Source organism: Pandoraea terrae, assembly GCF_902459695.1.
In the GTDB taxonomy this organism is placed as follows: domain Bacteria; phylum Pseudomonadota; class Gammaproteobacteria; order Burkholderiales; family Burkholderiaceae; genus Pandoraea; species Pandoraea terrae.
In genome coordinates this window covers 77,753-102,031 of record NZ_CABPRZ010000018.1, presented here as the reverse complement: position 1 = coordinate 102,031, position 24,279 = coordinate 77,753, and the positions used below count along the sequence as shown (strand labels likewise).

Here is a 24,279-nt window from a genome sequence, read left to right as displayed (position 1 = left end):
TTCAGCTTCCGTTTTTTGTATCGCTTCGCCGTCCATTTTCGCGACGGGCGTTCTCCCGGTTGAGCCGACAATCTCCCAAATGGCCCCGGGCGTTCGCGCAGATCTTCTGCACACCCACGAAGCGGCCGCATCAAGCCTTACGGCAGAGAAAAACATGACCGAACTCGAATTCAAGTCGCTGGCCAACCAAGGCTACAACCGTATTCCGCTGATCGCCGAAGCCCTCGCCGATCTCGACACGCCGTTGTCGCTTTATCTCAAGCTGGCCCAGGGCGACCGCCGCGGCGCCAACACATTCCTGCTCGAATCGGTGGTCGGCGGCGAACGCTTCGGCCGCTATTCGTTCATCGGGCTGTCCGCGCGCACCTTGCTGCGCAGCTACGGCCCCAAGACGGAAGTGCTGCGCGACGGTGCCGTCGTCGAAACGCATGAAGGCGATCCGCTCGCGTTCATCACCGAATTCCAGGCACGCTTCAAAGTGGCGCTGCGCCCCGGCATGCCGCGCTTCTGCGGTGGACTGGCCGGCTACTTCGGCTACGACGCCGTGCGCTACATCGAGAAGAAACTCGCGCACACGACCCCGCGCGACGATCTCGGCCTGCCCGACATCCAGTTGCTGCTGACAGAGGAGTTGGCCGTCATCGACAATCTGACGGGCAAGCTCTATCTGATCATTTACGCCGACCCGGGGCAGCCGGAAGCGTATTCGCATGCGCGTTTGCGGCTGCGCGAGCTGCGCACCCGCCTGCGCGCGCCGGTCGATGCGCCGGTGACATCCGGCAGCGTACGCAGCGAAACCTATCGCGAGTTCGCCAAGGCCGACTATCTGGCGGCCGTGGCGAAAGCGAAGGAAGCGATCGCCGAGGGCGAACTGATGCAGGTCCAGGTCGGCCAGCGTCTGATCAAGCCGTACCGCGATGCGCCGCTGTCGCTGTATCGCGCGCTGCGCTCGCTGAATCCGTCACCGTACATGTACTTCTACAACTTCGGTGATTTTCAGGTCGTCGGCGCTTCGCCGGAGATTCTGGTGCGCAACGAACAGCGCCAGACGCCGGAAGGCATGCAGGAAATCGTGACGATCCGGCCGCTCGCCGGCACGCGCCCGCGCGGTGCGACCCCCGAGCGCGACGCCGAACTCGCCACGGAACTGCTCAACGATCCCAAGGAAATTGCCGAGCACGTGATGCTGATCGACCTCGCCCGCAACGACGTCGGCCGCATTGCACAGACCGGGTCGGTCGTGGTTACCGACAAGATGGTCATCGAAAAATACTCCCACGTGCAGCATATCGTCAGCTCGGTCGAAGGACGTCTCAAGCCGGGCCTGTCGAATATCGACGTGCTGCGCGCCACGTTCCCCGCCGGCACGCTGACCGGCGCGCCGAAGGTGCGCGCGATGGAACTGATCGACGAGCTCGAACCCGTCAAGCGCGGCCTGTATGGCGGTGCCGTCGGCTACCTGTCGTTCGGGGGCGAAATGGACGTTGCCATCGCGATTCGCACGGGCGTCGTCAAGGACGGCAATCTGTACGTGCAGGCAGCGGCAGGCATCGTCGCGGACTCGGTCCCCGAATCCGAATGGCAAGAGACGGAAAACAAGGCGCGCGCCGTATTGCGCGCCGCCGAACAGGTGCAGGACGGCCTCGACGCCGAACTGTAAGCCGTCCGCACGGCTGCCCGCCCAACGTCATCCTTCGGATCAGGGACCATCATGCTGCTAATGATCGACAACTACGACTCGTTCACCTACAACATCGTCCAATACTTCGGTGAACTCGGCGAAGACGTGCGCGTCTTCCGCAACGACGAAATCGGCATCGACGAGATCGCCGCGCTCGCCCCCGAACGCATCTGCCTGTCGCCCGGCCCGAGCTGCCCGGCCAACGCGGGCATCACGCTCGACGTCCTGCGGCATTTCGCCGGCAAGGTGCCGATTCTCGGCGTCTGTCTCGGCCATCAGGCCATCGGCGAGGCCTTCGGCGGCAAGGTCGTGCGCGCACAGAAAATCATGCACGGCAAGGTCAGCGAGATCGAAACCACCCAGCAAGGGGTGTTCGCCTCGCTACCCAAACGTTTCACCGTCACGCGCTATCATTCCCTGGCGATCGAGCGCGAAACGCTTCCCGATTGCCTCGAAATCACCGCCTGGACCGACGACGGCGAAATCATGGGCGTGCGACACAAGACGCTTGACGTCGAAGGCGTGCAGTTCCATCCCGAGTCGATCCTGTCCGAGCACGGCCACGCGCTGCTGCGCAATTTCTTGACGGCGCCCGCGCGCTGAGGAGAACGCGTCAAATGATTACCCCGCAAGAAGCCCTCCAGCGCACCATCGAGCACCGCGAAATCTTCCACGACGAGATGCTGCACCTGATGCGTCTCATCATGAAAGGCGAGATCTCGCCCGTGATGTCGGCCGCGATCATCACCGGCCTGCGCGTGAAGAAGGAAACCATCGGCGAGATCGCTGCTGCCGCGCAAGTGATGCGCGAATTCGCCAATCATGTCGACGCGCCGGCGGACCAGCATTTCGTAGACATCGTCGGCACCGGTGGCGATGTCTCGCATACGTTCAACATTTCCACGGCGTCGATGTTCGTCGCGGCCGGTGCGGGCGCCAAGGTGGCCAAGCACGGCAACCGCGGCGTCAGCTCGAAATCGGGGAGCGCCGATGTCCTCGAAGCGCTCGGCGTCAACATCATGCTCAACGCCGAGCAAGTGGCCGAGTGCCTGAAGGCGGTCGGTATCGGCTTCATGTTCGCCCCGAACCATCATCCCGCCATGAAGAATGTCGCGGCCATCCGCAAGGAAATGGGCGTACGTACGATCTTCAATATTCTCGGCCCGCTGACGAATCCCGCCGGCGCACCGAATCAACTGATGGGCGTGTTCCATCCCGACCTCGTGGGCATTCAGGTGCGCGTGATGCAGCGCTTGGGCGCGGAGCACGTGCTCGTTGTCTACGGCAAGGACGGCATGGACGAAGTGTCGCTCGGCGCGGCCACGCTCATCGGCGAACTGAAGGACGGCAAGGTGACGGAGTACGAGATCCATCCGGAAGACTTCGGCTTGCAGATGGTCAGCAACCGCAGCCTGAAGGTGGCCGACGCCACGGAGTCGAAAACCATGCTGCTGTCCGCACTCGACAATACGCCCGGCACTGCGCGTGAAATCGTTGTGCTCAACGCCGGTACCGCGCTGTACGCCGCGAATCGCGTGGCCAGCATCGGCGACGGCATCGCGGCCGCGCGCGAATCCATCGCCAGCGGCGCGGCACGCGCGAAGCTCGATGAGTTCGTTCGCTTCACGCAGCAACTCGCACCGAAATCGGCGTAAGCGGCACACCGCCGCCCTGTACTGGAAACGATTGTCATGTCTACCGTTCTCGACAAAATCCTGGCCGTGAAGGCCGAAGAAGTCGCCGCCGCGCGCCGTGCGCGCGATCTCGCGAGCCTGCGCCGCGATGCCGAGGGCACCGTGGGCGACAGCGCATTGCGCACACGCGATTTCGTCGGCGCCATGCGTGCCAGGATCGCCGCCGGACAAGCCGCGGTGATCGCCGAAGTCAAGAAGGCCAGCCCGTCGAAAGGCGTGATCCGCGAGCATTTCGTGCCGCAGCAAATCGCCGAGTCGTATCAGAAAGGCGGCGCGGCGTGCCTGTCGGTATTGACCGACGTGCATTTTTTTCAAGGCGCGCCGGCGTATCTTGAAGCGGCCCGCGCCGCGTGCGATCTGCCTGTGCTGCGCAAGGATTTCATGATCGACGCGTATCAGGTCTATGAAGCGCGTGCCATGGGCGCGGACTGCATTCTGCTGATCGCCGCCGCGCTGGAACTGTCGCAGATGCGCGACCTGGAAGCGCAAGCGCACGAACTCGGCATGGCCGTGCTCGTCGAAGTGCATAACGGCCGCGAACTTGACGCCGGACTGGAACTTCGCACGCCGCTGCTCGGCGTCAACAACCGCAACCTGCATACGTTCGAAGTCTCGCTCGACACCACGCTCGGCCTGCTCAAGCATATTCCGGACGACCGGTTGGTCGTTACCGAATCGGGCATCCTGTCGCGCGATGACGTGACGCGAATGCGCGCGGCGAACGTTCAGGCCTTCCTCGTCGGCGAAGCGTTCATGCGCGCGCCGGAACCGGGCGCAGCCCTCGCGCAACTGTTCGACATGCCATGGCCATCGAACGCGAACTGAAACTGACGTTGCCCGGCGATCTGCCGGCCCGGGACGCCGACGCGATCATTGCGCATCTCGACGCCCTGCCCGGCGCCGAGGCACGCGGTGAACGCCACCTGATCAATCGCTATTTCGACACGCCGTCGCTGGCGCTGTCGCAGGCGCGCGCCGCGCTGCGGTTGCGCCACGTGTCGCGCGAGGGCCACCCCGGGCAGTGGCTGCAAACGCTCAAGACCGCGGGCGACGCCGGCGGCGGCCTGCACGTGCGGCATGAATGGGAACAGGCGGTCGCCGGAGAAGCGCTGGAACTGGGCAAGTTGGCAAACGCCTGCGACGTGCCCGGCGTGGCGGACATGCTGCGCACGCAAGGGGCGCAGTTGTCACCGCTGTTCGAGACAAACTTTCATCGCCGGCTGTGGCGATACATCGCCGGTGACGGCACGGCCGTCGAAATCGCCTTCGACCGTGGCGTCGTTGCCGTCGAAAAAGATGCGCAGCGACATACCGAGCCGCTCATTGAACTCGAACTTGAATTGCTTGAAGCGCCCGACGGCGATCAGGGCGGGCAAGGCGAACGGGTGCTGCATGCGCTCGGCAATGAACTGCGGCAGGTGTTTCCCGCGCTGGAAGCGAACGACATCAGCAAGGCGCAACGCGGCTACCGTTTGCGCGAGCGTGTGTCGGATCAGCGCGGCGCGTAGAATGCACCTTTTTGCCGACCGTCGTCACTCCTGCCCATGCCGCGCCGTCCGTCTTCCGATCAGCAACCTTCCCTCTTCGATGTGACGGACACGCCGTCGTCCACCGGCACGTCCCCGGCAAATGTGCCGATCTCCCTGTCGGCCCAGTTCGACACACTGCCGCCTGAATGGCGCACGCTGCTTGCGCCATTCATCGACAGTCCTGCGTTTGCGCCGCTGTGCGATTTCGTCGACGGCGAGTTGGCCGCCGGCAAGACCGTCTACCCCGCGGATGTTTTTCACGCGCTGCACCTGACATCGCCTGGCGGCGTGAAAGTCGTGATCCTCGGACAGGACCCGTATCATGGGGACGACAAAGGCATCGCCCAGGCGCACGGCCTCGCGTTTTCCGTGCAGCGCGGCGTGCGCACGCCGCCGTCGCTGCGTAACATCTACAAGGAAATCGAACGCGACCTCGGCTTCTCGCCGCCGGCGCACGGTCATCTTGACGCATGGGCCAGGCAAGGCGTGCTGTTGCTCAATACCGTGCTGACGGTCGAGGCCGGGCAAGCCGCCAGCCACGCGAAGCGTTTCAGGCAAGGCGGATGGGAGGCGTGTACGGATCGGCTGCTCCAAGCGCTCGCCGCCCATCATTCGCCGATCGTCTTCATGCTGTGGGGCAGCCACGCACAGGCAAAGAAGCCATTGCTTGAAGGACACGGCCATCTGCTGCTCGAAGCGCCGCATCCGTCACCGTTGTCGGCGCATCGCGGGTTCCTCGGCTGCGGGCATTTCAGCGCCGCCAACGGGTTCCTCGAGCAGCACGGCGCAGCGCCGATTGATTGGCGGCTGCCGGCCTAGGTTCACGCCAAGGCACGCGACGCTTCAATGCGTCCCGTCATGCCCCTGCATGCACATCACACCCATTGCGCCCTGTTGATAATGGCGCAAGACATCCACCAGTTCCCCTTCATTGCGCGCCGCAAAATTGCCGCGAAACACGACCGGCTCGTTCACCGGCTCACCGCCAACCAAAGCGATGCGTGTGCCTGTGCGGCCCGTCGCCTGCCATTGGCCTGACGGAAGCATCAGCGCTTCGGCTTCGCCGCCCGCAGTCAACGCCACCCCCCCGATGGCAGCGCTTGCATCGAGTATCAGCGCAAACCAGCGGCGGCCGTCGGCGGCCAGCGGCAAGGTCAACGCGCCGTCTCCCTGCCACGTCAGCAACAGCAGCGACGTCGCCGCACTGGGTTCGAGCAGCGATTGTCGTGCCTGCCAGCGTCCGCAAACGAGCGTGAGGTCCACGGCGCCTTCGCGCCACACCGGCATGTGCTCGCGCGGCACGACACATTGCGACGGCGGCCCCGCGCGATGGCGGCCGGGACGGTTCACGATCAATCGCAATCCCCGGCACTCGGCATCGCGAGTGACTGGCACGTCTTCATGAACCGTGCCGCAATTGGCATCGAGCCAGAGCAGATCGCCGGGGCGCACGATGTCGTCGCCGCCATGCGCATTGCGACTGCGCAATGCGGTGCCGGTATCGGGCAACGGGTAGATCGCCACGGCGCAACCGGCATGCGGATGCGGCGGAATCGATGCGCCGTGACGGCGGAAGGCGTCAATTGAGAGGAACGGGTCCGTCTCTGTCAGTTGATCGAAAACGCCCGCCCCGGCCACGGCCGCACAGCGGCCCGGCCGGGTAACGGGCAACACGCGCGGCTTGGCGGGCCCCTTGGCGGCCGGGGCCGGCCGTCGACGAAGTCGTTGGGTATCCGCCATGGGGGTGCCTGCGCGTGCTATGACAACAGGGGACCGTGTGCCGATTACAGCGCGGCGATGGCTTCGCGGGCTTGCGCCAGCGACGTGGCGGCAGCATCGGCGCCACGGGCCAGACCTTCCGCGTAGATGAAGGTCACGTCGGTCATACCGAGGAAGCCCAGGATACTCTTCAGGTACGGCACTTGGGTGTCAGACGGCGTGTCCTTGTACAGGCCGCCGCGGGCGAGCGTGATGAACACCTTCTTGCCCTTGATCAGGCCTTCCGGCGTGCCGTCTTCACGGTAACGGAAGGTCACGCGGGCACGGGCGATCCAGTCGAAGTACGCCTTGAGCTGCGACGGCACCTGGAAGTTGTACAGGGGCACGCCAATCACGATCTGGTCCGCGGCCTGGATTTCGGCGATCAGCGCGTCGCTGCGTGCGATGATGGCGTTTTGCTCAGGCGTACGTTGCTCTTCCGGCGTAAAAAACGCGCCGATCACGCTTTCGTCGAGGTGGGGCAGGTTGTCCGACAGCAGGTTACGGACAACAACCTTCGCGCCGGGACGCGTCGCGCTCAGGCGGGCCACGGTTTCATTGGCCAGCGTGGTCGAGTTGGCGCCTTGCGAACGGGCGGCGGCGTTGATTTGCAGAATCGTGGTCATGGCTCACTCCTGGGGGGTTCGAGATGCCTTCCGTCGATCGGTTGGCTTGGAATGAATTCTAATGACTCACAAAAATGAAACAAGCCGCTAAAATCGAACTGTTTGTTCCCTTTTTGGAACAATGCGGTATCGGGAGACGGAAACCATGATCGATGACCTGAACGACATGCTGATCTTTGCCGAAGTCGTGCGCTCGGGATCGATCACGCGTGCGGGCGAACGGTTGAGCCTGCCCAAGGCGACCGTCAGCCGCCGCTTGTCGAAGCTCGAGGCGCGGCTCGGCACACGGCTGCTGCACAAGACGACACGGCGGCTCGAACTCACCGAGGTTGGCGAGGCGTATTACGAACGCTGCCTGCCGATTCTGGAGGAAGTCGAGGAGACTCGCGACTTCGCGTCGCAGTTGTCGAACAAACCGCGCGGACGCTTGCGCGTCACCGCGCCTGGCGACTTCGCGATGGAATGGCTGGCCGTGCCGCTGGCGACATTCTGTGCGGCGTATCCCGAAATCACCGTCGAGATCGATCTCAGCTCACGGCAAGTCGACCTGATTGCCGAGCGGGTGGACGTTGCGATCCGCGCCGGCCACCTGTCCGACTCCACGCTGGTCGCCCGCCCCCTGCTCGAACTCTCACGGAGTCTGTACGCCAGCCCGTTGTATCTGGCGTCGACGGGCATGCCGTCTACCCCCGACGAACTCGAGGGCCATCGTTTCGTCATCCTGCAGGGTGCGCGGCGCGTATTCAACACGGATACGCTCTCGCGTGGCCGTCAACGTGCGGACATCACGATGCACGGCGCGATCCAGGCCAACAGCATGGGGATGGTCAAGGAGATGGCGCTCGCAGGCAGCGGCATCGCGGCGTTGACGGATATTCTCGCGCAGCCGGGTGTGGCTGCGGGACGGCTGGTCCGGGTATTGCCGGAGTGGTCGTTGCCGAGCAGTCCCGTGCATCTGGTCACGCCGTCGCGGCGCTTTCTGCCGCGCAAGACGCAGGTGTTCATCGAGCATCTGCTCGCCGTCGCGCGTACCTGCCCCGACGAATTCCGTAACCCGGACGTGCCGGCACCCTGACGCCAGGCGCCAATCAGCCGTGCAGCCAGCGCTCACGGCGCTGCGACGCGGCGCGATCTCGCGTGACCGTGAGGCTGTATTTTGTGACTTCGGGCGCGTCCAGCGTGAGGGTGCTTTCACGCAGTTCGTCGCGACGGAAGGCGTGGACCGTGACTTCATCGCCCGGGCGATAGCGTTCGAGCAGCTTGTCGAGGTTGCCCGCAGTCACGCGCAGACCGTCGATCGCAACGAGCGTATCGCCGGCCGACAGCCCGGCCGTTTGCGCAGCCCCGCCGTCGAGGACCTGCGCGAGAGTGCACTCCTCGCCGCGCTTGGCCGTCTTGACGCCCAAGCCGGGGCGCGCGTCGCCGTTCACCACCGGCGCGAGCGCGAGGCCGAAGCGCTCGAACAGACGCTCCAGCGGCAGGTCCCGGGTACCGTTGACCGATGCATGGAAGAAGTCGCCCAGCGACACCCTCGTGACTTCCTCGAACAGCGGCAGGACCTCGTCTTCTGCCATGCCGACCGGCTTGCTTTTGTAGAAGTCGCGGCCGTAGCGTTGCCACAGCGCCCGCATGATGTCGTCGAGCGACTTCTGGCCGCGCGTTTCCGAACGGATGATCAAGTCGAAGGCCAGCGCGACCAGCGACCCCTTCGTGTAATAGCTGACGATCGCGTTCGGCGCGTTTTCGTCCTGACGGTAGTACTTCACCCAGGCATCGAACGAGCTTTCTGCCACGCTCTGCTTCAGACGGCCGCTGCCGCGCAGGACGTTCGCAATCGTCTTGCACAGCAATTCGTAATACGCGTCCGGCTGGATTACGCCGCTGCGCACGAGCATCAGGTCGTCGTAGTAGGAGGTGAAGCCCTCGAACAACCACAGCAGCGTCGTGTAGTTTTCCCGGTCAAGCGCGTACGGCGCGAACACCGCCGGCTTGATACGCTTGACGTTCCACGTATGGAAGTATTCGTGGCTGACGAGGCCGAGAAAGCCGCGATAGGCGTCCGTCATGCCGGACTGGCCTTGTACCGGCAGATCGTTACGGCCGCACAGCAGTGCGGTCGAAGCGCGATGCTCAAGTCCGCCATAGCCTTCGCCGGTCGTCATCACGAGGAACACATAGCGCTCCATCGGCACGCGCGAACGTGCGCTCGCCCCCGGCTCGAACAGACGAATCTGCGACTCACAGATCTTCTTCATGTCGCGCATCAGGCGGTCGAGGTCGAGATTCGGCACCGGGCCGGTCACCACGACCTCGTGTACCACGCCGCAGGCCTTGAACGCACCGTGCACGAACGTGCCGAGCTCGACGGGCGAGTCGATCAGTTCGTCGTAGTCCGCCGCGCGGTAGCGGCCGAAATCGAGCGCCGCCGTTCCCTCGGCCGGCGCCAGCGCGGTGGCCACGCGCCACTCGCGGTACGCCGCGCCACGCGGGCGCAGGATGTCGACTTCGACTGGCGCAGCTTCCTGTCCGTGCACCTTCAGGAACACGCTCGTGCCGTTGAAGAAACCATGCGTGTCATCGAGATGCGCTGCGCGCACCGACAAGTCCCACGCGTAGACTTCATACGTCACGATCAATGTGCCCCTGCAAGGTGCGGCCTGCCAGGAATGCTTGTCGAGCTTCGTCAAGGCCACCTTGCGGCCGCGGCACGTGGCGCCGATCGTCACGATATTGCGAGCGAACTCGCGCACCATGTAGCTGCCGGGAATCCACGCCGGCAATGACAGGCGCTGGCCCTCGGGCGCCGGCGAGGAAATCGTCACCGTCACGTCGAAGAGGTGAGCGGCGGGCGACTTTGGAACGATGGCGTAACGGATAGCTTTCATGGCGTTGGCTTGGCGGCGATTTTCTTATTGGGACGGGCAGGCAGGCCACTGGAACGGATCGGCACGCGCCTTCCGGAGAAACCGGGCGGTGCCGGCGGCGCGCGCAGATCGATCACGCGCGCCGCCCTACTTCGGTATTACTTGACGCTGGAGAGCGCTTTTTCGAGTTCTGCGGCAGGCACGGCGCCGGGCAGACGACGGCCGTCGGCCAGAATGATCGTCGGCGTGCCGGTCACGTTGTATTGATGGCCGAGCGCCAGATTCTGGTCGATCGGCGTGCTGCAGTCCGCGGTGGCAGGCACCTTCTTGTCGAGCATCCAGTCATGCCACGACTTCAGGCGGTCCGAAGCGCACCAGATCGCCTTCGACTTGGCCGTCGAATCGGGACCGAGCACCGGGAACAGGAACGTGTACACGGTCACGTTGTTGATGTTCGACTTCAAAGTTTCTTCAAAGCGCTTGCAATAGGGGCAATTCGGGTCGGAGAACACAGCGATCTTGCGGCTGCCGTTGCCCTTCACGTATTTGATCGCGCGATCGAGCGGCAACTTGGCAAAATCAACCTTGTTCAGTTCCGATTGGCGCGCTTCGGTCAGGTTCTGTCGCGTTTTGGTATCGATCAGATTGCCGCCAATGATGAGATACGCGCCCTTTTCGTCGGCATAGATCACGTCGCCGCCGACGGCCACTTCATAGAGGCCCGGCAGCGGCGTTTTGGCGACGGACTTCACGGGTGCGTCTGCGCCGAGGGTCTTCTGCACGTTGGCCTTGACGCGGTCGAGCACGGCATCGCCATTGTTTTGCGCCACGGCGAAGGCGGTCATGCCGGCCGCGCACAGGGCGGCGACGCCGAGCACTACTGCACGATATCGTTTGAACATCGAAGACTCCCTTGGAATTGGATGGATCGCCATCGCGCGCGGGCTCAACCCAGCGCTCGGCCGATCAGGAATTTTTTGATGAACGGCAGCGTATTGACGCCGTCCAGCCCCGTATTGCGCACGAATTTCGCGAACGGACCGCCCAGCGCGAAAAGCTTCTGCAGGCCGTCTGTCGTGAGGGCCATGCTGTCGATATCTTCGCGGCGGGCGCGCTCATAGCGTCGCAGCACAGTCGGGGCGCCGCAATCGCGGAAGCTCTCGCGTCCGGCGATGACGTCGCCCAGGGCGGCCACGTCGCGCAGGCCGAGGTTCATGCCCTGCCCCGCCAGCGGATGCACCGTGTGCGCGGCGTCGCCGAGGAGCGCCACGCGCTGCCCGATCAGACGCTTGGCTTGCGAGAGCGCGAGCGGAAATCCTTGCGCGCGCGTTGAGACCGGCGTCAGCGCGCCGAGTTCAGCATGGGCGAATTCGCCGACCTGCTCGGCAAGCCGTTTGGGATCCATCCCGAGCAGATGCTGGGCGTGATCGTCGAATGCGGACCATACGAGCGACACATGCTGGCCGGGCAACGGGAGCAGCGCGATAATCTCACCGTCGTGAAACCACTGGAAGGCGGTATCGCGGTGCGGGCGTTCCGCATGAAAATTGCAGACGATGCCGACCTGGCGGTACGGGCGGCGGCTACCGTCGAGGCCAGCCGTCTGGCGCACCCACGACTGCGCGCCGTCGGCGCCCACGACCAGCGACGCGCACAACTGCGTGCCGTTGGCCAGGCGCAGCGCGGCGCTGTCGTCCGTGGCGATAAGCGCCTCGGCATGAGCGTCGATCCAATGCACTTGCGGCGAAAAGCGCAGCGCGGCGTCGAGGGCGCGTTCGAGGTTCGACGATTCGGCGATCCAGGCGAGTTGTGGCACCGCCGCCTGGTAAGCCGAGAAGTGCAAGGCCCCGCGATCGTCGCCGAAAACCTGCATGTCGAAGACGGGATTGAGGCGCGCCGCATCGACGGCCTGCCACACACGCATACGCTCGAACAGCATCTGCGAACTGGAGGACAGCGAATAGATGCGGGCATCCCACGCGTCGGCAACAGGGGCCGCAGGCTGGGCCAGCAACGCGACGGACAGCCGGGCTTGCGCGAGCAGAAGCGCCGCGGCCTTGCCGATCAGGCCGCCGCCGACGACGATCACGTCATGGGTTTGCGTTTGAGTCATGCAGCGAAATCGTCCGCGCCGGGCACGGACGAACCGGTTTCATATCAAGAAACCGTATTGTCGCACGCCCGGGCGGACCCGCGCATTGCGCTGCATCACGCCGCGCCGGCGCGTCAGCACTCGCCCTTCTTCGCGTGTCCGGGCGGACAGTGATAGCCGCCGCGCTTGTCGTAGTGCTTATCGTACTCGTCGCGCCTGTCGTATCGGCCCCGGCGGTCGTCCCAGCGCTCGGGCACGAACACCCAGCCGCCGCCGCCCCGCTCCCAGTGCGGAGATTCATAGGCATAGCCCGGGCGCTCAAGCTCCCAACGGCCCCGCTTCCATTTGTGCTTGTGGCCGTAGTCATCCCACGCCCAATAGCCGGGCGCCCATACATAGCCGGCACGCGGCGGCGGCACGGGTTCATAGATCGGCGCCGGCGGGGCAATGCCGATGCCGACGTTGACCGACACCTGGGCGTGCGCAGCGGATGCGCCGAGACAACTGGCGGCCAGCAACATGGCCGAAATCAAAGTGGCAAAACGGGAGCGATTCATCGGGCCACGTTCCTTGTTTGTCGTTAAGGGGCTCACCGTCATTATCCGCGGTTCGCCGCGCCTGCGCTGTAACAAGGCGTATCCGGGATCCACTGGGGCCATTCCGTTGCCGCGCGTTTCGGCATCGAATCGGGGGATATCCGCAAGTGCGACACGTTCGCGGCACGTTAGGGCCTGCAGGTCCCGGGGCCCGCAGGCGCGCCGCCTTTGGAGGCAGGCCGCCGGAACGGTTACAATAGCGGTCTTCATGCGACGAATCCGGCGTCGCCGGGGCGCGATACCGCCCTGCCCGGCCGGCGACGTCCGCAACCAAGCTCGCCCGCGGTCCGGCTGACGGCCCGCCGCCGCGCGGCTGGAAGCTAACTGACTGATTCACAGGAATTTTATGAGCCTCAAATGCGGCATCGTCGGCCTGCCCAACGTTGGCAAGTCGACCCTCTTCAATGCCCTGACCAAAGCCGGCATCGCGGCCGAAAACTACCCGTTCTGCACGATCGAGCCGAACGTGGGCGTGGTCGAAGTGCCCGATCCGCGTCTGGGCAAGCTGGCCGAGATCGTCAAGCCGGAGCGTGTGCTGCCGGCCACGGTCGAGTTCGTCGACATCGCAGGCCTGGTGGCCGGCGCATCGAAGGGCGAAGGCCTCGGCAACCAGTTCCTCGCGAATATTCGTGAGACGGACGCCACCACGCACGTCGTGCGCTGCTTCGAAGACGAGAACGTCATCCACGTGCAGGGCAAGGTCGATCCGATTTCTGACATCGAAGTCATCAACACCGAACTCGCGCTGGCCGACCTCGCCACCGTCGAGAAGGCGCTGCAGCGCTACACGAAGGCCGCGAAGTCGGGCAACGACAAGGAAGCGGCAAAGCTCGTGGCCGTGCTCGAGAAAGTCGTGCCGGTGCTCAATGAAGCGCGTCCGGTGCGTTCGCTCAAGCTCTCGGGTGACGAACTGGCGCTGATCAAGCCGTTCTGCCTGATCACGGCCAAGCCGACGATGTACGTTGCAAACGTGCTGGAAGACGGTTTCGAGAACAATCCCCACCTGGACGCGATCCGCAAGTACGCCGAAATCGAAGGCGCGCCGGTGGTGGCCGTGTGTGCCGCGATCGAAGCGGAAATCGCCGATCTGGACGACGCCGACAAGGCCGACTTCCTCGCCGACATGGGCATGGAGGAGCCGGGCCTGGATCGCGTGATTCGCGCCGGCTTCAAGCTGCTTGGCCTCCAGACGTATTTCACGGCGGGCGTCAAGGAAGTGCGCGCCTGGACGATCCATGTGGGCGACACCGCACCGCAGGCGGCCGGCGTGATCCATACGGACTTCGAGCGCGGTTTCATTCGTGCGCAGACGATCGCGTATGACGACTACATCGCCCTCAAGGGCGAGCAAGGCGCCAAGGAAGCCGGCAAGATGCGCGCCGAAGGCAAGGAGTATGTCGTGCACGACGGCGACGTCATGAACTTCCTGTTCAACGTCTGATCGCCCGACGATCCCTCGCGCGGGCCACACCGCCGCGCCGTTGCCGAGAAAACCCGCGCTGGCCGCGGGTTTTTTCATGCCCTCATCACGTCAATGCCCCATAGCGCCCGAGGCCGCCCCGGCGGGCGCGCGGCGGAGCTTGTCGACGGCGGCGGTGGGCACCAGCAGCACCAGCACCACGATCAACGCGGTAATGCCGAACATCGACAGGAATGTCAGATGCAAGGAGTGTTGCAGCACGCCGCGAATGACCGTGTCGGCCATGTCATTGGCCGTCTGCCCTTCAAGCACATGGCGCAACTGGTCCGATGACACCGCACCGATACCGGTCGCGTGCGTGAGCCCGAAATTCAGCACCGCGCCGAACAACATGGCACCCAGCGTACTGCCGAGGTTGCGCGAAAACAGATTCGATGCCGTGGCGCTGCCGCGCTGGGAAACGTCGACGATCTCCTGAATCAGCACCAGCGAACTGACGCTGGTCGTGCCCATGCCGAACCCCATCAACAGTGAACCGACGCCGGCCACGACCGGCGAACTCGCCGGACCGAGCAACGCGAAGATCAACGCCCCGGCGGGCAGGAACAGGCTGCCGACCACCAGCACGCGGCGCAGGCCCAGGCGCGTAAACGTCTTGGCCGCAATCGTCGCGCCCATGGGCCAGCCGACCATCACCATGGTCAACGCCAGTCCGGCCACCACGGGCGACTGGCGCAGCACGCCCTGCGCGTACATCGGCAGGAATGTCGTCAGGCCCATCAGCACCATGCCGGAAAGGACCGTTGCCGCATTGGCCGTAGCGATCGGCCGGTGGCCCCACAGCGCGAACGAAATCATCGGGTCCGCCGCACGGCGCTCCTGCCAGATGAACAGCAGGGTCGCAACCCCGCACACCAACAGTCCCGACCAGACGTGCGTGTCCGTGATGGCGTTGGCGTCCGTCAGCGCGATCATCAACGCCGCCACGGCTGCCGTGAACAGCGCCGCGCCGAGGATGTCGATCGACGGGTGGCCGTGCGTTTCGTCTTCATGCAGATAAACCATGAACCCGGCCAACGCCAGCACACCGATCGGAATGTTGATCCAGAAGATCCACGCCCACGACATGTCGCGCAGAATGATGCCGCCGACCATCGGGCCGAGCACGGCCGAAATGGCCCAGACGCTCGCGAGATAGCCTTGCACCTTGCCGCGTTCGTGCACCGGATAGTGGTCCGCGACGATCGTGAGCCCGATCGGCTGGATCGCCGCCGCGCCGACGCCCTGAATCAGGCGGAACACGATCATGGCAGGCATCGACCACGCGAAACCGGCGAAGATCGAGCCGGCAAGGAAAATGACGACGCCCGCCAACATGACCGGCTTGCGGCCGTAAAGGTCCGCGAGCTTGCCGACGACCACCGTCATCGCGGTTTGCGTCAACAGGAAAGCGGAGAAAACCCAACTGTAGAGATTCAAGCCGCCCAGTTGGGCGACGATTTGCGGCATCGCTGTCGAGACGATGGTGGCTTCGAGGGCAACCATTGCCGACGAAGCCATCACCGATGCGACAATAAACGGCCTGGCCGCCTGGCGGGAAGAAGACATGGGGACGTTTTTTCGGGTAAGACGTTGCAGGGGGAGCCGGTATTATGCGCCTGCTTACAAAAGCGTGTTGGACGCGCCGCAAGCTCTCCCCCCGTACGGCATCCGCCCCTTGTCAGCTGGACACCGCCACCCTGCAGGTGAGGTCTACGACGATGCGGTGTTGCGCTTGACCATGCCGTAGATGACGAGCAACACGATGGCGCCGATGATCGAAGCGATCCAGCCCGCCGACTGCCCTTCGCTGTAGAAATGGAGGAACTGGCCGACGTATTTTGCGAGCAGTGCGCCGCCGATGCCGAGGACGATGGTCATGATGATGCCCATCTGGTCTCGTCCGGGGTGCAAGGCCCGTGCAATCAGGCCGACAATGAAGCCGACAACGATAGTGCCGATAATGCCCATGACGGTTCTCCCTGAAAAATGGTTGGCAGCCGCGGGCGGCGGCCCGGGGGCAGTATAGCCCGACTTCCCCGCCCGCCGGCAAGCCCCTGCGCCGCGGCGGCGGCACCTGCGGCCGATTGACGCACGGCAGCATGACGGCGCCGGTCACGCCGGGACGCTATTCCCGGTATAAGTCCGTCCTATTTGTCAAAAGCCGCGCGGTGAGCCATGATGGGAGTTATGTGCCCGTCACCCGGCGGGCGTGCGCGGGTGCTGAACGTACCCGGCCATCCCACGCTATAATCAAGGGGCTGTCCAGAACCCCACACCATGCAACTGCTCGCACTCGGCCTGAATCACCACACGGCGCCCGTATCGCTGCGCGAACGGGTGGCGTTTCCGTTCGAGCAGATCGAGCCGGCGCTGGCCGCGTTGAAGGGTCTCTGGCACGCTCAAGGCAGCGCGCCCGAAGCGGCGATCCTGTCGACCTGCAACCGTACCGAAATCTACTGCGCAACGGCCGATGCCGCCGCGCGCGAACGCGCGATCCATTGGTTGGCGCAGTTCCACAATATCCCGGCTGCCGAACTCGCCCCGCATATCTACGCCCTGCCCCAGTCCGATGCCGTCCGTCATGCCTTTCGCGTGGCCAGCGGCCTCGACTCGATGGTGCTCGGCGAGACGCAGATCCTCGGCCAGCTCAAGGACGCAGTGCGCACCGCTTCGGAAGCCGGGGCGCTCGGCACTTATCTGAACCAGCTGTTCCAGCGCACGTTCGCCGTTGCCAAGGAGGTGCGTGGACAGACCGAAATCGGCGCGCATTCGGTGTCGATGGCCGCCGCCGCCGTCCGCCTCGCGCAGCGGATCTTCGAGAGCATCAGCACTCAGAACATCCTGTTCATCGGCGCGGGCGAAATGATCGACCTGTGCGCCACCCATTTCGCGGCGCAGAACCCGAAATCGCTGTATGTGGCGAACCGCACCGCCGAACGCGGCGAGAAGCTTGCCGAACGCTTCGGCGGCAGCGCCATTCGGCTGTCCGAGTTGCCGAACCGGCTGCATGAATTCGACATCGTCGTCTCGTGCACTGCGAGCACGCTGCCGATCATCGGCCTGGGCGCGATCGAACGTGCCATCAAGGCGCGCAAGCACAAGCCGATGTTCATGGTCGATCTGGCCGTGCCGCGCGACATCGAGCCCGAAGTCGGCCGCCTGGCGGACGTCTTCCTGTACACCGTCGATGATCTCGGCAGCGTGGTGCGCGAGGGCAATGCCCTGCGTCAGGCCGCCGTCGCGCAAGCCGAAGCGATCATCGAGACACGCGTGCAGCACTTCATGCAATGGCTCGATGCGCGCAGCGTCGTGCCGGTCATCCGCGACATTCACGGGCAGGCGGAAGCCGTCCGTCTGGCCGAACTCGAACGTGCGCGGCGCATGCTGATGCGCGGCGACGACCCGGCCGCCGTCCTTGAGGCGCTGTCCCAGGCGCTGACCAAGAAATTCCTGCACGGTCCCACGCACGCGCTCAATCATGCGCGCGGCGAAGACCGCGACCGCATCCTCCACCTCATTCCCGAGTTGTTTCGTCATTCGGGAACTGCCGAAAAATAGATGAAAGCGAGCATGCAAGCCAAGCTCGACCAGTTGACGCAACGTCTGGTCGAGCTAAACGGGCTATTGAGCCAGGCCGACGTCACGGCCGACCTGGACAACTACCGCAAGCTCACGCGCGAACACGCCGAGCTTGCGCCGGTCGTCGAGCAATACCAGCATTACCGCCAGGCGCTGAGCGACGTGAGCGCCGCGCAGGAAATGGCGCTCGATCCCGAGATGAAGGAGTTCGCGGAAGAGGAAAGCGCTGTCGCGCGCGAACGGATGGGCGCGCTTCAGGATGAACTCCAGCGCATGCTGCTGCCGCGCGACCCCAACGACGAGCGCAACATCTTCCTCGAAATCCGGGCCGGCACCGGCGGTGACGAATCCGCGCTGTTCGCGGGCGACCTGCTGCGCATGTACACGCGTTACGCCGAGCGTCAGCGCTGGCAGGTCGAGGTGATGTCCGCCAGCGAATCGGATCTGGGTGGCTACAAGGAAGTCATCGTTCGGCTGATCGGCCAGGGCGCCTATTCGCGGCTGAAATTCGAGTCGGGCGGCCATCGCGTGCAACGCGTGCCGGCGACCGAGACGCAAGGCCGCATCCACACCTCCGCGTGTACCGTGGCGGTGATGCCCGAAGCCGACGACGTTGCGGACGTCGAGATCAATCCGGCGGACATCCGGATCGATACCTTCCGCGCGTCCGGCGCCGGCGGCCAGCACGTCAACAAGACCGACTCCGCCGTGCGGATCACGCACTTGCCGACGGGCATCGTCGTGGAGTGCCAGGACGACCGCTCGCAGCATCGCAACAAGGACAAGGCGCTCAATGTCCTCGCGGCACGCATCAAGGACGCGCAGCTGCGCGCGCAACAAGCGAAGGAAGCCGCCACCCGCAAGAGCCTGATCGGCTCGGGCGACCGCTCCGAGCGCATTCGCACGTACAATTTCCCGCAAGGGCGCATGACGGATCACCGGATCAATCTCACGCTATACAAGCTGGAAGCGATCATGGACGGCGATCTCGACGAAATGATCCATGCGCTCGCGACCGAGCACCAGGCCGAACTATTGGCATCCCTCGGCGAGGCCGCGTGAGCTTGACGGGTGAGGCTGACCAGGCGAACGACGACGCGCCGCAGGCGGCGACCGTCGCCGCGCTGTTGCGTGATCCAGGCCTGCCCCCGCTGGAAACCCGCATCCTGCTTGCCCATGTGCTTGGCTGGACGCGCACCCAGTTGATCACCCGCGACCGCGACCCGCTCGGCCCCGCCACGGTCGCCGCGTTTTCCGCGCTGCGCGCGCGCCGCCTCGCCGGCGAACCGATTGCCTATCTCACCGGGACACGCGAATTCTTCGGTTTGACGCTTTCCGTTTCCCCTGCGGTACTGATTCCACGGCCGGAAACCGAGCTGCTTGTCGAGTTGGCGTTGGCGCGCCTGGCCGGAATCACCGCCCCACGCGTGCTCGACCTGGGCACCGGCAGCGGCGCAATTGCACTGGCGATCGCCCATGCGTGCCCGTCCGCGCACGTGACCGCGCTCGACCGATCCGCCGAAGCGCTGGACGTGGCGCGCGCCAATGCGGCACAACTCGATCTGCTCGGCCCGGCGGACAATCCGCGCGTGCACTTCGTCGCCAGCGACTGGTACGCCGCGCTGGACGCGCAATCCGGCATCACCGCCCCATTCGACGTCATCGTCTCGAATCCGCCGTATATCGTCGCAGGCGATCCGCATCTGTCGCAAGGCGACTTGCGTCACGAACCGGTCGACGCGCTGACCGATCACGCCGACGGACTGTCGGCGCTGCGCCGTATCGTCGCCGGGGCCCCGTCCCGTCTGCGCGCCGGCGGCTGGCTGTTGTGCGAGCATGGCTACGATCAAGCCGCTGCGGTACGTGATTTGTGCCTCGCGGCGAACTTCGCCGATGTATTTTCGGCGCACGATCTGGCCGGGATCGAGCGGACCACCGGCGGGCGACGGGTCTGAACAGCCCCAACCGGCTTGGGCGGGCAAGGCAGAAAAACGCTAGAATGAGCGATACGCCGAATTCGCGGCTCCCCACAGGTTCAAGAATCATGTCCACCCAGGAACGTATCCAGCAAATCGTCAACAGCCACGCCGTCGTGCTTTTCATGAAAGGCAACGCCCAGTTCCCGATGTGCGGCTTTTCCGGCCGCGCCGTGCAGATCCTCAAGGCGTGTGGCGTGAGCGACCTGTTCACCGTGGACGTCCTGCAAGACGAAGAAATCCGTCAGGGCGTGAAGGAATTCGCCAATTGGCCGACGATCCCGCAGTTGTATATCGGCGGCGAATTCATCGGCGGCTCGGACATCATGATGGAGATGTACCAGAGCGGCGAACTGAAGCAAGTCCTGGCCGAATTGCCGCAGTAACGTTCGCGGGCGCTGCCGCCCAGGCGGCACAGAAAAATGCCTCGATGACCCCCCCTCCGCCCGACCAGCTGCCGCAAAAGCCTCGCCTTGTCGTGGCGATCACGGGCGCAACGGGCGCCATCTACGGCGTTCGCCTGCTCACGCTGCTGCGCCGTCTCGGCAGCGTCGAAACCCATCTGCTGGTCTCCAGTGCCGGCTGGCTCACGCTGCGCCACGAGCTCGGGATGGAAAAATCCGAAGTTCAGGCCTTGGCCGACGTCACGCACAGCGTGCGGGAGGTCGGCGCGACGATTGCGAGCGGTTCATTCGCAACGGCCGGCATGGTGGTCGCCCCCTGTTCCATGAAAACCCTCGCGAGCATCGCACACGGGCTGTCGGACAACCTGATCGCGCGGGCTGCGGATGTCACGCTGAAGGAACGCCGCCGTCTGGTGCTCATGGTGCGTGAAACGCCGTTCAACCTCGCGCATCTGCGCAATATGACGGCAGTGACGGAAATGGGCGGCGTAATTTTCCCGCCGCTGCCGGCGTTCTACAACCGGCCCGAATCGCTCGAAGCCATGGTCGACGACACCGTTGGACGTGTCCTGGACATGTTCGGTGTCGGCCCCGCCTTGTCCCACAGTTGGGCGGGCCTGGGCAAGGACAGCGAAGCGTAACGACAACCGCGCTCACCCACAGTGCACATCGACTATAGTTAAAAAACTACAGTCACAGCGCATGCGGGCACGCCGACGCCCGGCGCTCGATTTTCCACGGAGTTCGTCATGGAGCCCGTCATCGTCTACGCGGTCGTGATCCTTTTGGTCATCACGACCATCCTCTCGGTGCCCGCCGGCGCACTCTGGCGCGGCTTCCTTTGGCCGACGCTGTCGCCGGCACGTCCCGGCGAACGCCGCCACCATGCGCCGCGCAGCGCGTACTGGCGTGCCCATGGTCCGCACGACGGACACCACGCCGGCGGCGTGCATATGCGCCGTCATCCGCCGCACTAGCGCGGGTTCGCGCTAACGACTTGTTACAAATGTAGTGCGGCCGTAGCACCCGAAATAGGCAGCTGTCCGTAAAATCGGTCGCCATGAATAGCTCGCGCGCCGCCGCCTCGTTGGCGCACACGGCGCGCCAAGCGACAAGGAGATCAGATGCAACGCACCCCATGGATTGCCGCCGCCGGATTGGCCGCGGCCATGCTCGTATCGGCCAGCGCCTTCGCTCGTACCGACGTGTCCGTCAACATCGGCATTCCCGGTCCGGTCCTCGTGGCCCCGGCCCCCGTCTACGCCCCGCCGCCCGTTTATGCGCCGGCGCCATTGGTGGTCGCACCGCAACCGGTCTACGTCGAGCCGCACTGGCGTGAGCGCGAACACTGGGATCGCGGGGAGCATCGCGGCTGGGAGCACCGCGGCTGGGAGCGTCGCGGCTGGGACCGTGACGACGACCGCGGCCGCCACGGCCATCACGATCGCGACTAAGTCCGTTCTGCCGTGACACCTGCGTCACGGCGCGCCATTTCCACCGACAAGACAACACCCCGGGGCAGAAGACTGCCACCGGGGTGTTTGTCGTTGCTGCGCCCAGCACAGCGGCCGCACCGCAATCGCGCGCGGCGCGTGAGGCGCGCACGCCGCCCGGACTTCGCCGGACGGCGTGAAGCCGATCAATAACGATAACAGCACGGATGACCGTAGTAATAACCGCCGTACGGACGTGCGGGAACGACGATACATCCGGCCAGACTGGCGAGCAGGATCGCAGCAACGACATATTTCATGATGACTCCTTGTTTTTAGGGACGGGTGGTGCACGCTTCCTTTATATCCATCCCGCCTCCCGATTGACATCACGCGTCTGTAATCCGTGTAAGCAGATTTAACGCCGGAGCGCCGTTGTCGTACTTTGTTACGTAACATCGTACGCCCGAACCCGTAACATCGCTCCCACGCACATACCGCCCTCACGCTGCGGCGCGGGTTGGCGGACGGTCCCCGGATTGGCACGGCACTTGCATCCCATGACGCCGTCGCCCTTTCACTGCCCCGAATAGCGCGACTATCTTCACCCTCCCCCTTGGGGGGAGGGAATTTTTCCGCTGGCGCCGCCCTTCGCGGGCCGAGGCGCTAGTGGGAAGACTTCATCCATGCGTTTGAAACGGTTTGCCGAAAGGCACCCGTTCCCTCCCCGGCCGGCGCCGCGCCCTTGCAGCGCAAGGCCGTCGCGTATTCCCCCGCCTTCCACAAGCACAACTCCGGGTTGGCCCCGATCTCAAGTCGGTATTCAGACGGTCGTAATGCTGCATACCGAGGCATGCCTTTTCGACTGGGAGAGTGTTATGGAGATCGCCACCCCCGACCTGCAGATGGAACAACAAGAGCTGGAGGCTGTCAGCGCCGCGCTCAACCGTGTGCAGGCGGTCATCGAGTTCGATCTGAACGGCATCGTGCTGCACGCGAACGACAACTTCCTGCGCACGCTCGGCTATTCGCTCGATGAAATTCGCGGCCAGCATCACCGCCTGTTCTGTGAACCCGAATATGCGGCATCCGAAGCGTATCGCGCCTTCTGGGCCAAGCTCAACCGCGGCGAATTCGACAGCGGAGAGTACCGCCGGCTCGGCCGCGGCGGCCGCGAAATCTGGATTCAGGCTTCGTACAATCCGGTCCTCGATGCGAGCGGCCGTCCGTACAAGGTGATCAAATTCGCCACGGACATCACGCAGCAGCGCCGCCAGAACGCGGAGTACGAAGGCCGTGTGCGCGCGATCGATCTTGCGCAGGCCGTCATCGAATTCAACCTGGACGGCACCGTCATCCAGGCCAACGACAACTTCCTGCGCACGCTCGGTTACTCGCTCGACGATGTCCGCGGCAAGCATCACCGCATGTTCTGCGAACCGGACTACGCCGCATCGGAAACCTACCGCGACTTCTGGGCAAAGCTCAATCGCGGCGAATTCGACGCCGGCCGTTACAAGCGCCTGGGCCGCGGCGGCCGCGCGATCTGGATTCAGGCGACGTACAACCCGATTCTCGACATGAACGGCCGCCCGTGGAAGGTCGTCAAGTTCGCCACCGACATCACGGCGCAAGTCGAACTCGAAGCGTCGGTCAAGCGCCGGGCCGAGGACGACCAGCAAAAGGTCGCGCGGCTCCTGCAGACGGTGAACCGCGCCGCCGCCGGCGACTTGACCGGCGATGTGGCCGTGGGCGGCACCGACCCGATCGACCAGCTCGCGGAAGGGATCAAGCACATGATGGACGACCTGCGCGGCGTGATCGGCAAGGTCGTCGATTCGGCGGGCGGATTCTCCGGGGCATCGAAGGACATCGCTGACCGCGCCAACACAGTCGCGAGTGGCGCGCAGGCGCTCGGCGCGACGGTCGAGGAGATGAATGCCTCCATCGAGGAATTGACCGCGTCGATCAACTCGATCGCCGACAACACCAAGGGCGCCGATCAGCTCGCCAAGTCGACGCAGCAGGAAGCCGAGACCGGCGCGCGCGCCATCGCTAAGTCAGTCGAGGCGATGGAGCTCATCAACAAATCGTCGGAAGACATCAGCGAGATCGTGAAGGTGATCGGCGAGATCGCCGGGCAGACCAATCTGCTCGCGTTCAATGCGGCGATCGAAGCCGCGCGCGCCGGCGAACACGGCCTCGGCTTTTCGGTCGTGGCCGATGAAGTCCGCAAGCTCGCCGAACGTTCGTCGCAGGCCACCAAGGAGATCTCGAAGCTGATCAACGAGTCGACCAAGCGCGTGGCGCAAGGCAGCGAGATTTCGAAGCAGGCGGGCGAGGCGTTCGAGAAGATCGTGGGCGGCGTGGGGCGCACTACGCAGGCCATTTCGGAAATCTCCTGCGCGGCGGAAGAGCAACTCGTGGCGGCGCGTGAAGTCAGTGTCGCGATCCAGCACGTGGCCGAGGAAACCGAGAAGTCTGCCGGGGCATGCGAGACCATCGCGCAAGCCACCACCGGCTTGACGCATGGCGCGGACGAGCTGAATCGCACCGTCTCCCGGTTTGTCGTCTGACCCGGCGTG

The 24,279-nt window shown here is 64.6% G+C and carries 24 protein-coding genes; 16 read left to right on the top strand and 8 right to left on the bottom strand.

Going from position 1 to position 24,279, the window contains the following annotated elements:
• Positions 1-154: 154 nt before the first annotated feature.
• Genes trpE through PTE30175_RS19415 form a run of 6 tightly spaced genes read left to right on the top strand, consistent with a single transcriptional unit; the run spans position 155 to position 5,723 of the window.
• Complete coding sequence (gene trpE / locus PTE30175_RS19440; RefSeq protein ID WP_150698714.1) at positions 155-1,660, top strand: anthranilate synthase component I; 1,506 nt, start codon at positions 155-157, stop codon at positions 1,658-1,660.
• Between the two features lie 51 nt (positions 1,661-1,711).
• On the top strand, positions 1,712-2,284 hold the full coding sequence (locus PTE30175_RS19435; protein WP_150698713.1) for an anthranilate synthase component II: 573 nt from the start codon (positions 1,712-1,714) through the stop codon (positions 2,282-2,284).
• Positions 2,285-2,298: 14 nt separating this feature from the next.
• Complete coding sequence (gene trpD / locus PTE30175_RS19430) at positions 2,299-3,336, top strand: anthranilate phosphoribosyltransferase (protein ID WP_150698712.1); 1,038 nt, start codon at positions 2,299-2,301, stop codon at positions 3,334-3,336.
• Positions 3,337-3,372: 36 nt separating this feature from the next.
• Complete coding sequence (gene trpC, locus PTE30175_RS19425) at positions 3,373-4,200, top strand: indole-3-glycerol phosphate synthase TrpC (RefSeq protein ID WP_150698711.1); 828 nt, start codon at positions 3,373-3,375, stop codon at positions 4,198-4,200.
• Positions 4,179-4,883 carry a CYTH domain-containing protein gene (locus PTE30175_RS19420; protein WP_150698710.1) on the top strand — a complete coding sequence of 235 codons (705 nt, stop codon included), beginning with the start codon at positions 4,179-4,181 and terminating at the stop codon, positions 4,881-4,883. The genes trpC and PTE30175_RS19420 overlap by 22 nt, the downstream gene beginning before the upstream one ends.
• Positions 4,884-4,919: 36 nt before the next feature.
• On the top strand, positions 4,920-5,723 hold the full coding sequence (locus PTE30175_RS19415; protein ID WP_150698709.1) for a uracil-DNA glycosylase: 804 nt from the start codon (positions 4,920-4,922) through the stop codon (positions 5,721-5,723).
• 24 nt (positions 5,724-5,747) lie between these two features.
• Here PTE30175_RS19415 and PTE30175_RS19410 read toward each other — a convergent pair whose 3' ends face one another.
• Together PTE30175_RS19410 and PTE30175_RS19405 are read right to left on the bottom strand one after the other, a co-directional pair.
• Entirely contained in the window at positions 5,748-6,644 is an 897-nt protein-coding gene (locus tag PTE30175_RS19410; RefSeq protein ID WP_150698708.1) for a pirin-like C-terminal cupin domain-containing protein, read from the bottom strand.
• A gap of 44 nt (positions 6,645-6,688) precedes the next feature.
• A complete protein-coding gene (locus PTE30175_RS19405; RefSeq protein ID WP_150698707.1) occupies positions 6,689-7,288 on the bottom strand; it encodes an FMN-dependent NADH-azoreductase in 600 nt (199 codons plus the stop codon).
• Between the two features lie 145 nt (positions 7,289-7,433).
• Here PTE30175_RS19405 and PTE30175_RS19400 point away from each other — a divergent pair, with 145 nt between their 5' ends.
• The gene (locus tag PTE30175_RS19400; protein WP_191629144.1) at positions 7,434-8,363 is read left to right on the top strand and encodes a LysR family transcriptional regulator; all 930 of its coding nucleotides are present in this window, start codon (positions 7,434-7,436) and stop codon (positions 8,361-8,363) included.
• A gap of 13 nt (positions 8,364-8,376) precedes the next feature.
• Here PTE30175_RS19400 and PTE30175_RS19395 read toward each other — a convergent pair whose 3' ends face one another.
• The 4 genes from PTE30175_RS19395 to PTE30175_RS19380 all read right to left on the bottom strand — a co-directional run bounded on the left by PTE30175_RS19395 (position 8,377) and on the right by PTE30175_RS19380 (position 12,801).
• Positions 8,377-10,173 (bottom strand): M61 family metallopeptidase, encoded by a 1,797-nt coding sequence (locus PTE30175_RS19395; protein ID WP_150698705.1) that lies wholly within the window; start codon positions 10,171-10,173, stop codon positions 8,377-8,379.
• Positions 10,174-10,310: 137 nt separating this feature from the next.
• On the bottom strand, positions 10,311-11,054 hold the full coding sequence (locus PTE30175_RS19390) for a DsbC family protein (RefSeq protein WP_150698704.1): 744 nt from the start codon (positions 11,052-11,054) through the stop codon (positions 10,311-10,313).
• Positions 11,055-11,098: 44 nt separating this feature from the next.
• Complete coding sequence (locus PTE30175_RS19385; protein WP_150698703.1) at positions 11,099-12,265, bottom strand: UbiH/UbiF family hydroxylase; 1,167 nt, start codon at positions 12,263-12,265, stop codon at positions 11,099-11,101.
• Between the two features lie 113 nt (positions 12,266-12,378).
• A complete protein-coding gene (locus PTE30175_RS19380) occupies positions 12,379-12,801 on the bottom strand; it encodes a YXWGXW repeat-containing protein (RefSeq protein ID WP_150698702.1) in 423 nt (140 codons plus the stop codon).
• Between the two features lie 385 nt (positions 12,802-13,186).
• On the opposite strand from PTE30175_RS19380, the gene ychF reads away from it, so the two are divergent.
• Positions 13,187-14,281 carry a redox-regulated ATPase YchF gene (ychF, locus tag PTE30175_RS19375; RefSeq protein WP_150698701.1) on the top strand — a complete coding sequence of 365 codons (1,095 nt, stop codon included), beginning with the start codon at positions 13,187-13,189 and terminating at the stop codon, positions 14,279-14,281.
• Positions 14,282-14,371: 90 nt separating this feature from the next.
• Here the strand turns inward: ychF and PTE30175_RS19370 are convergent, their stop codons facing one another.
• Together PTE30175_RS19370 and PTE30175_RS19365 are read right to left on the bottom strand one after the other, a co-directional pair.
• Positions 14,372-15,868, bottom strand: coding sequence for an MDR family MFS transporter (locus PTE30175_RS19370; protein ID WP_150698700.1), 1,497 nt, complete (start codon positions 15,866-15,868; stop codon positions 14,372-14,374).
• A 144-nt stretch (positions 15,869-16,012) separates the two neighbouring features.
• Positions 16,013-16,270: a GlsB/YeaQ/YmgE family stress response membrane protein gene (locus PTE30175_RS19365; protein WP_150698699.1), complete on the bottom strand. Its 258-nt coding sequence runs from the start codon at positions 16,268-16,270 to the stop codon at positions 16,013-16,015.
• A 309-nt stretch (positions 16,271-16,579) separates the two neighbouring features.
• Between PTE30175_RS19365 and hemA the strand changes: the two genes are divergently transcribed.
• The 8 genes from hemA (at position 16,580) to PTE30175_RS19325 (ending at position 24,270) form a co-directional block, all read left to right on the top strand.
• Positions 16,580-17,860: a glutamyl-tRNA reductase gene (gene hemA / locus PTE30175_RS19360; protein ID WP_150698698.1), complete on the top strand. Its 1,281-nt coding sequence runs from the start codon at positions 16,580-16,582 to the stop codon at positions 17,858-17,860.
• The gene (gene prfA / locus PTE30175_RS19355) at positions 17,861-18,943 is read left to right on the top strand and encodes a peptide chain release factor 1 (RefSeq protein WP_150698697.1); all 1,083 of its coding nucleotides are present in this window, start codon (positions 17,861-17,863) and stop codon (positions 18,941-18,943) included. It begins immediately after the preceding gene.
• A 2-nt stretch (positions 18,944-18,945) separates the two neighbouring features.
• On the top strand, positions 18,946-19,836 hold the full coding sequence (gene prmC / locus PTE30175_RS19350; RefSeq protein WP_150698738.1) for a peptide chain release factor N(5)-glutamine methyltransferase: 891 nt from the start codon (positions 18,946-18,948) through the stop codon (positions 19,834-19,836).
• 89 nt (positions 19,837-19,925) lie between these two features.
• Positions 19,926-20,243 (top strand): Grx4 family monothiol glutaredoxin, encoded by a 318-nt coding sequence (grxD, locus tag PTE30175_RS19345; RefSeq protein ID WP_150698696.1) that lies wholly within the window; start codon positions 19,926-19,928, stop codon positions 20,241-20,243.
• Between the two features lie 44 nt (positions 20,244-20,287).
• Positions 20,288-20,902 carry a UbiX family flavin prenyltransferase gene (locus tag PTE30175_RS19340; RefSeq protein ID WP_150698695.1) on the top strand — a complete coding sequence of 205 codons (615 nt, stop codon included), beginning with the start codon at positions 20,288-20,290 and terminating at the stop codon, positions 20,900-20,902.
• 108 nt (positions 20,903-21,010) lie between these two features.
• Positions 21,011-21,238: a hypothetical protein gene (locus PTE30175_RS19335; protein WP_150698694.1), complete on the top strand. Its 228-nt coding sequence runs from the start codon at positions 21,011-21,013 to the stop codon at positions 21,236-21,238.
• A 147-nt stretch (positions 21,239-21,385) separates the two neighbouring features.
• Complete coding sequence (locus PTE30175_RS19330) at positions 21,386-21,715, top strand: hypothetical protein (protein ID WP_150698693.1); 330 nt, start codon at positions 21,386-21,388, stop codon at positions 21,713-21,715.
• 857 nt (positions 21,716-22,572) lie between these two features.
• Positions 22,573-24,270, top strand: a complete 1,698-nt coding sequence (locus PTE30175_RS19325) for a methyl-accepting chemotaxis protein (protein ID WP_150698692.1) — start codon at positions 22,573-22,575, stop codon at positions 24,268-24,270.
• Positions 24,271-24,279 lie beyond the last annotated feature (9 nt).

Coding starts and splice junctions, on each gene's coding strand:
- PTE30175_RS19415 (WP_150698709.1), top strand. CDS start 4,920: ATGCCGCGCCGTCCGTCTTCCGATCAGCAACCTTCCCTCTTCGATGTG.
- PTE30175_RS19435 (WP_150698713.1), top strand. CDS start 1,712: ATGCTGCTAATGATCGACAACTACGACTCGTTCACCTACAACATCGTC.
- trpE (WP_150698714.1), top strand. CDS start 155: ATGACCGAACTCGAATTCAAGTCGCTGGCCAACCAAGGCTACAACCGT.
- PTE30175_RS19340 (WP_150698695.1), top strand. CDS start 20,288: ATGACCCCCCCTCCGCCCGACCAGCTGCCGCAAAAGCCTCGCCTTGTC.
- PTE30175_RS19370 (WP_150698700.1), bottom strand. CDS start 15,868: ATGTCTTCTTCCCGCCAGGCGGCCAGGCCGTTTATTGTCGCATCGGTG.
- PTE30175_RS19380 (WP_150698702.1), bottom strand. CDS start 12,801: ATGAATCGCTCCCGTTTTGCCACTTTGATTTCGGCCATGTTGCTGGCC.
- ychF (WP_150698701.1), top strand. CDS start 13,187: ATGAGCCTCAAATGCGGCATCGTCGGCCTGCCCAACGTTGGCAAGTCG.
- PTE30175_RS19335 (WP_150698694.1), top strand. CDS start 21,011: ATGGAGCCCGTCATCGTCTACGCGGTCGTGATCCTTTTGGTCATCACG.
- PTE30175_RS19330 (WP_150698693.1), top strand. CDS start 21,386: ATGCAACGCACCCCATGGATTGCCGCCGCCGGATTGGCCGCGGCCATG.
- PTE30175_RS19390 (WP_150698704.1), bottom strand. CDS start 11,054: ATGTTCAAACGATATCGTGCAGTAGTGCTCGGCGTCGCCGCCCTGTGC.
- PTE30175_RS19420 (WP_150698710.1), top strand. CDS start 4,179: ATGGCCATCGAACGCGAACTGAAACTGACGTTGCCCGGCGATCTGCCG.
- prfA (WP_150698697.1), top strand. CDS start 17,861: ATGAAAGCGAGCATGCAAGCCAAGCTCGACCAGTTGACGCAACGTCTG.
- PTE30175_RS19410 (WP_150698708.1), bottom strand. CDS start 6,644: ATGGCGGATACCCAACGACTTCGTCGACGGCCGGCCCCGGCCGCCAAG.
- PTE30175_RS19385 (WP_150698703.1), bottom strand. CDS start 12,265: ATGACTCAAACGCAAACCCATGACGTGATCGTCGTCGGCGGCGGCCTG.
- grxD (WP_150698696.1), top strand. CDS start 19,926: ATGTCCACCCAGGAACGTATCCAGCAAATCGTCAACAGCCACGCCGTC.
- trpD (WP_150698712.1), top strand. CDS start 2,299: ATGATTACCCCGCAAGAAGCCCTCCAGCGCACCATCGAGCACCGCGAA.
- PTE30175_RS19325 (WP_150698692.1), top strand. CDS start 22,573: ATGGAGATCGCCACCCCCGACCTGCAGATGGAACAACAAGAGCTGGAG.
- PTE30175_RS19400 (WP_191629144.1), top strand. CDS start 7,434: ATGATCGATGACCTGAACGACATGCTGATCTTTGCCGAAGTCGTGCGC.
- PTE30175_RS19365 (WP_150698699.1), bottom strand. CDS start 16,270: ATGGGCATTATCGGCACTATCGTTGTCGGCTTCATTGTCGGCCTGATT.
- hemA (WP_150698698.1), top strand. CDS start 16,580: ATGCAACTGCTCGCACTCGGCCTGAATCACCACACGGCGCCCGTATCG.
- PTE30175_RS19405 (WP_150698707.1), bottom strand. CDS start 7,288: ATGACCACGATTCTGCAAATCAACGCCGCCGCCCGTTCGCAAGGCGCC.
- trpC (WP_150698711.1), top strand. CDS start 3,373: ATGTCTACCGTTCTCGACAAAATCCTGGCCGTGAAGGCCGAAGAAGTC.
- PTE30175_RS19395 (WP_150698705.1), bottom strand. CDS start 10,173: ATGAAAGCTATCCGTTACGCCATCGTTCCAAAGTCGCCCGCCGCTCAC.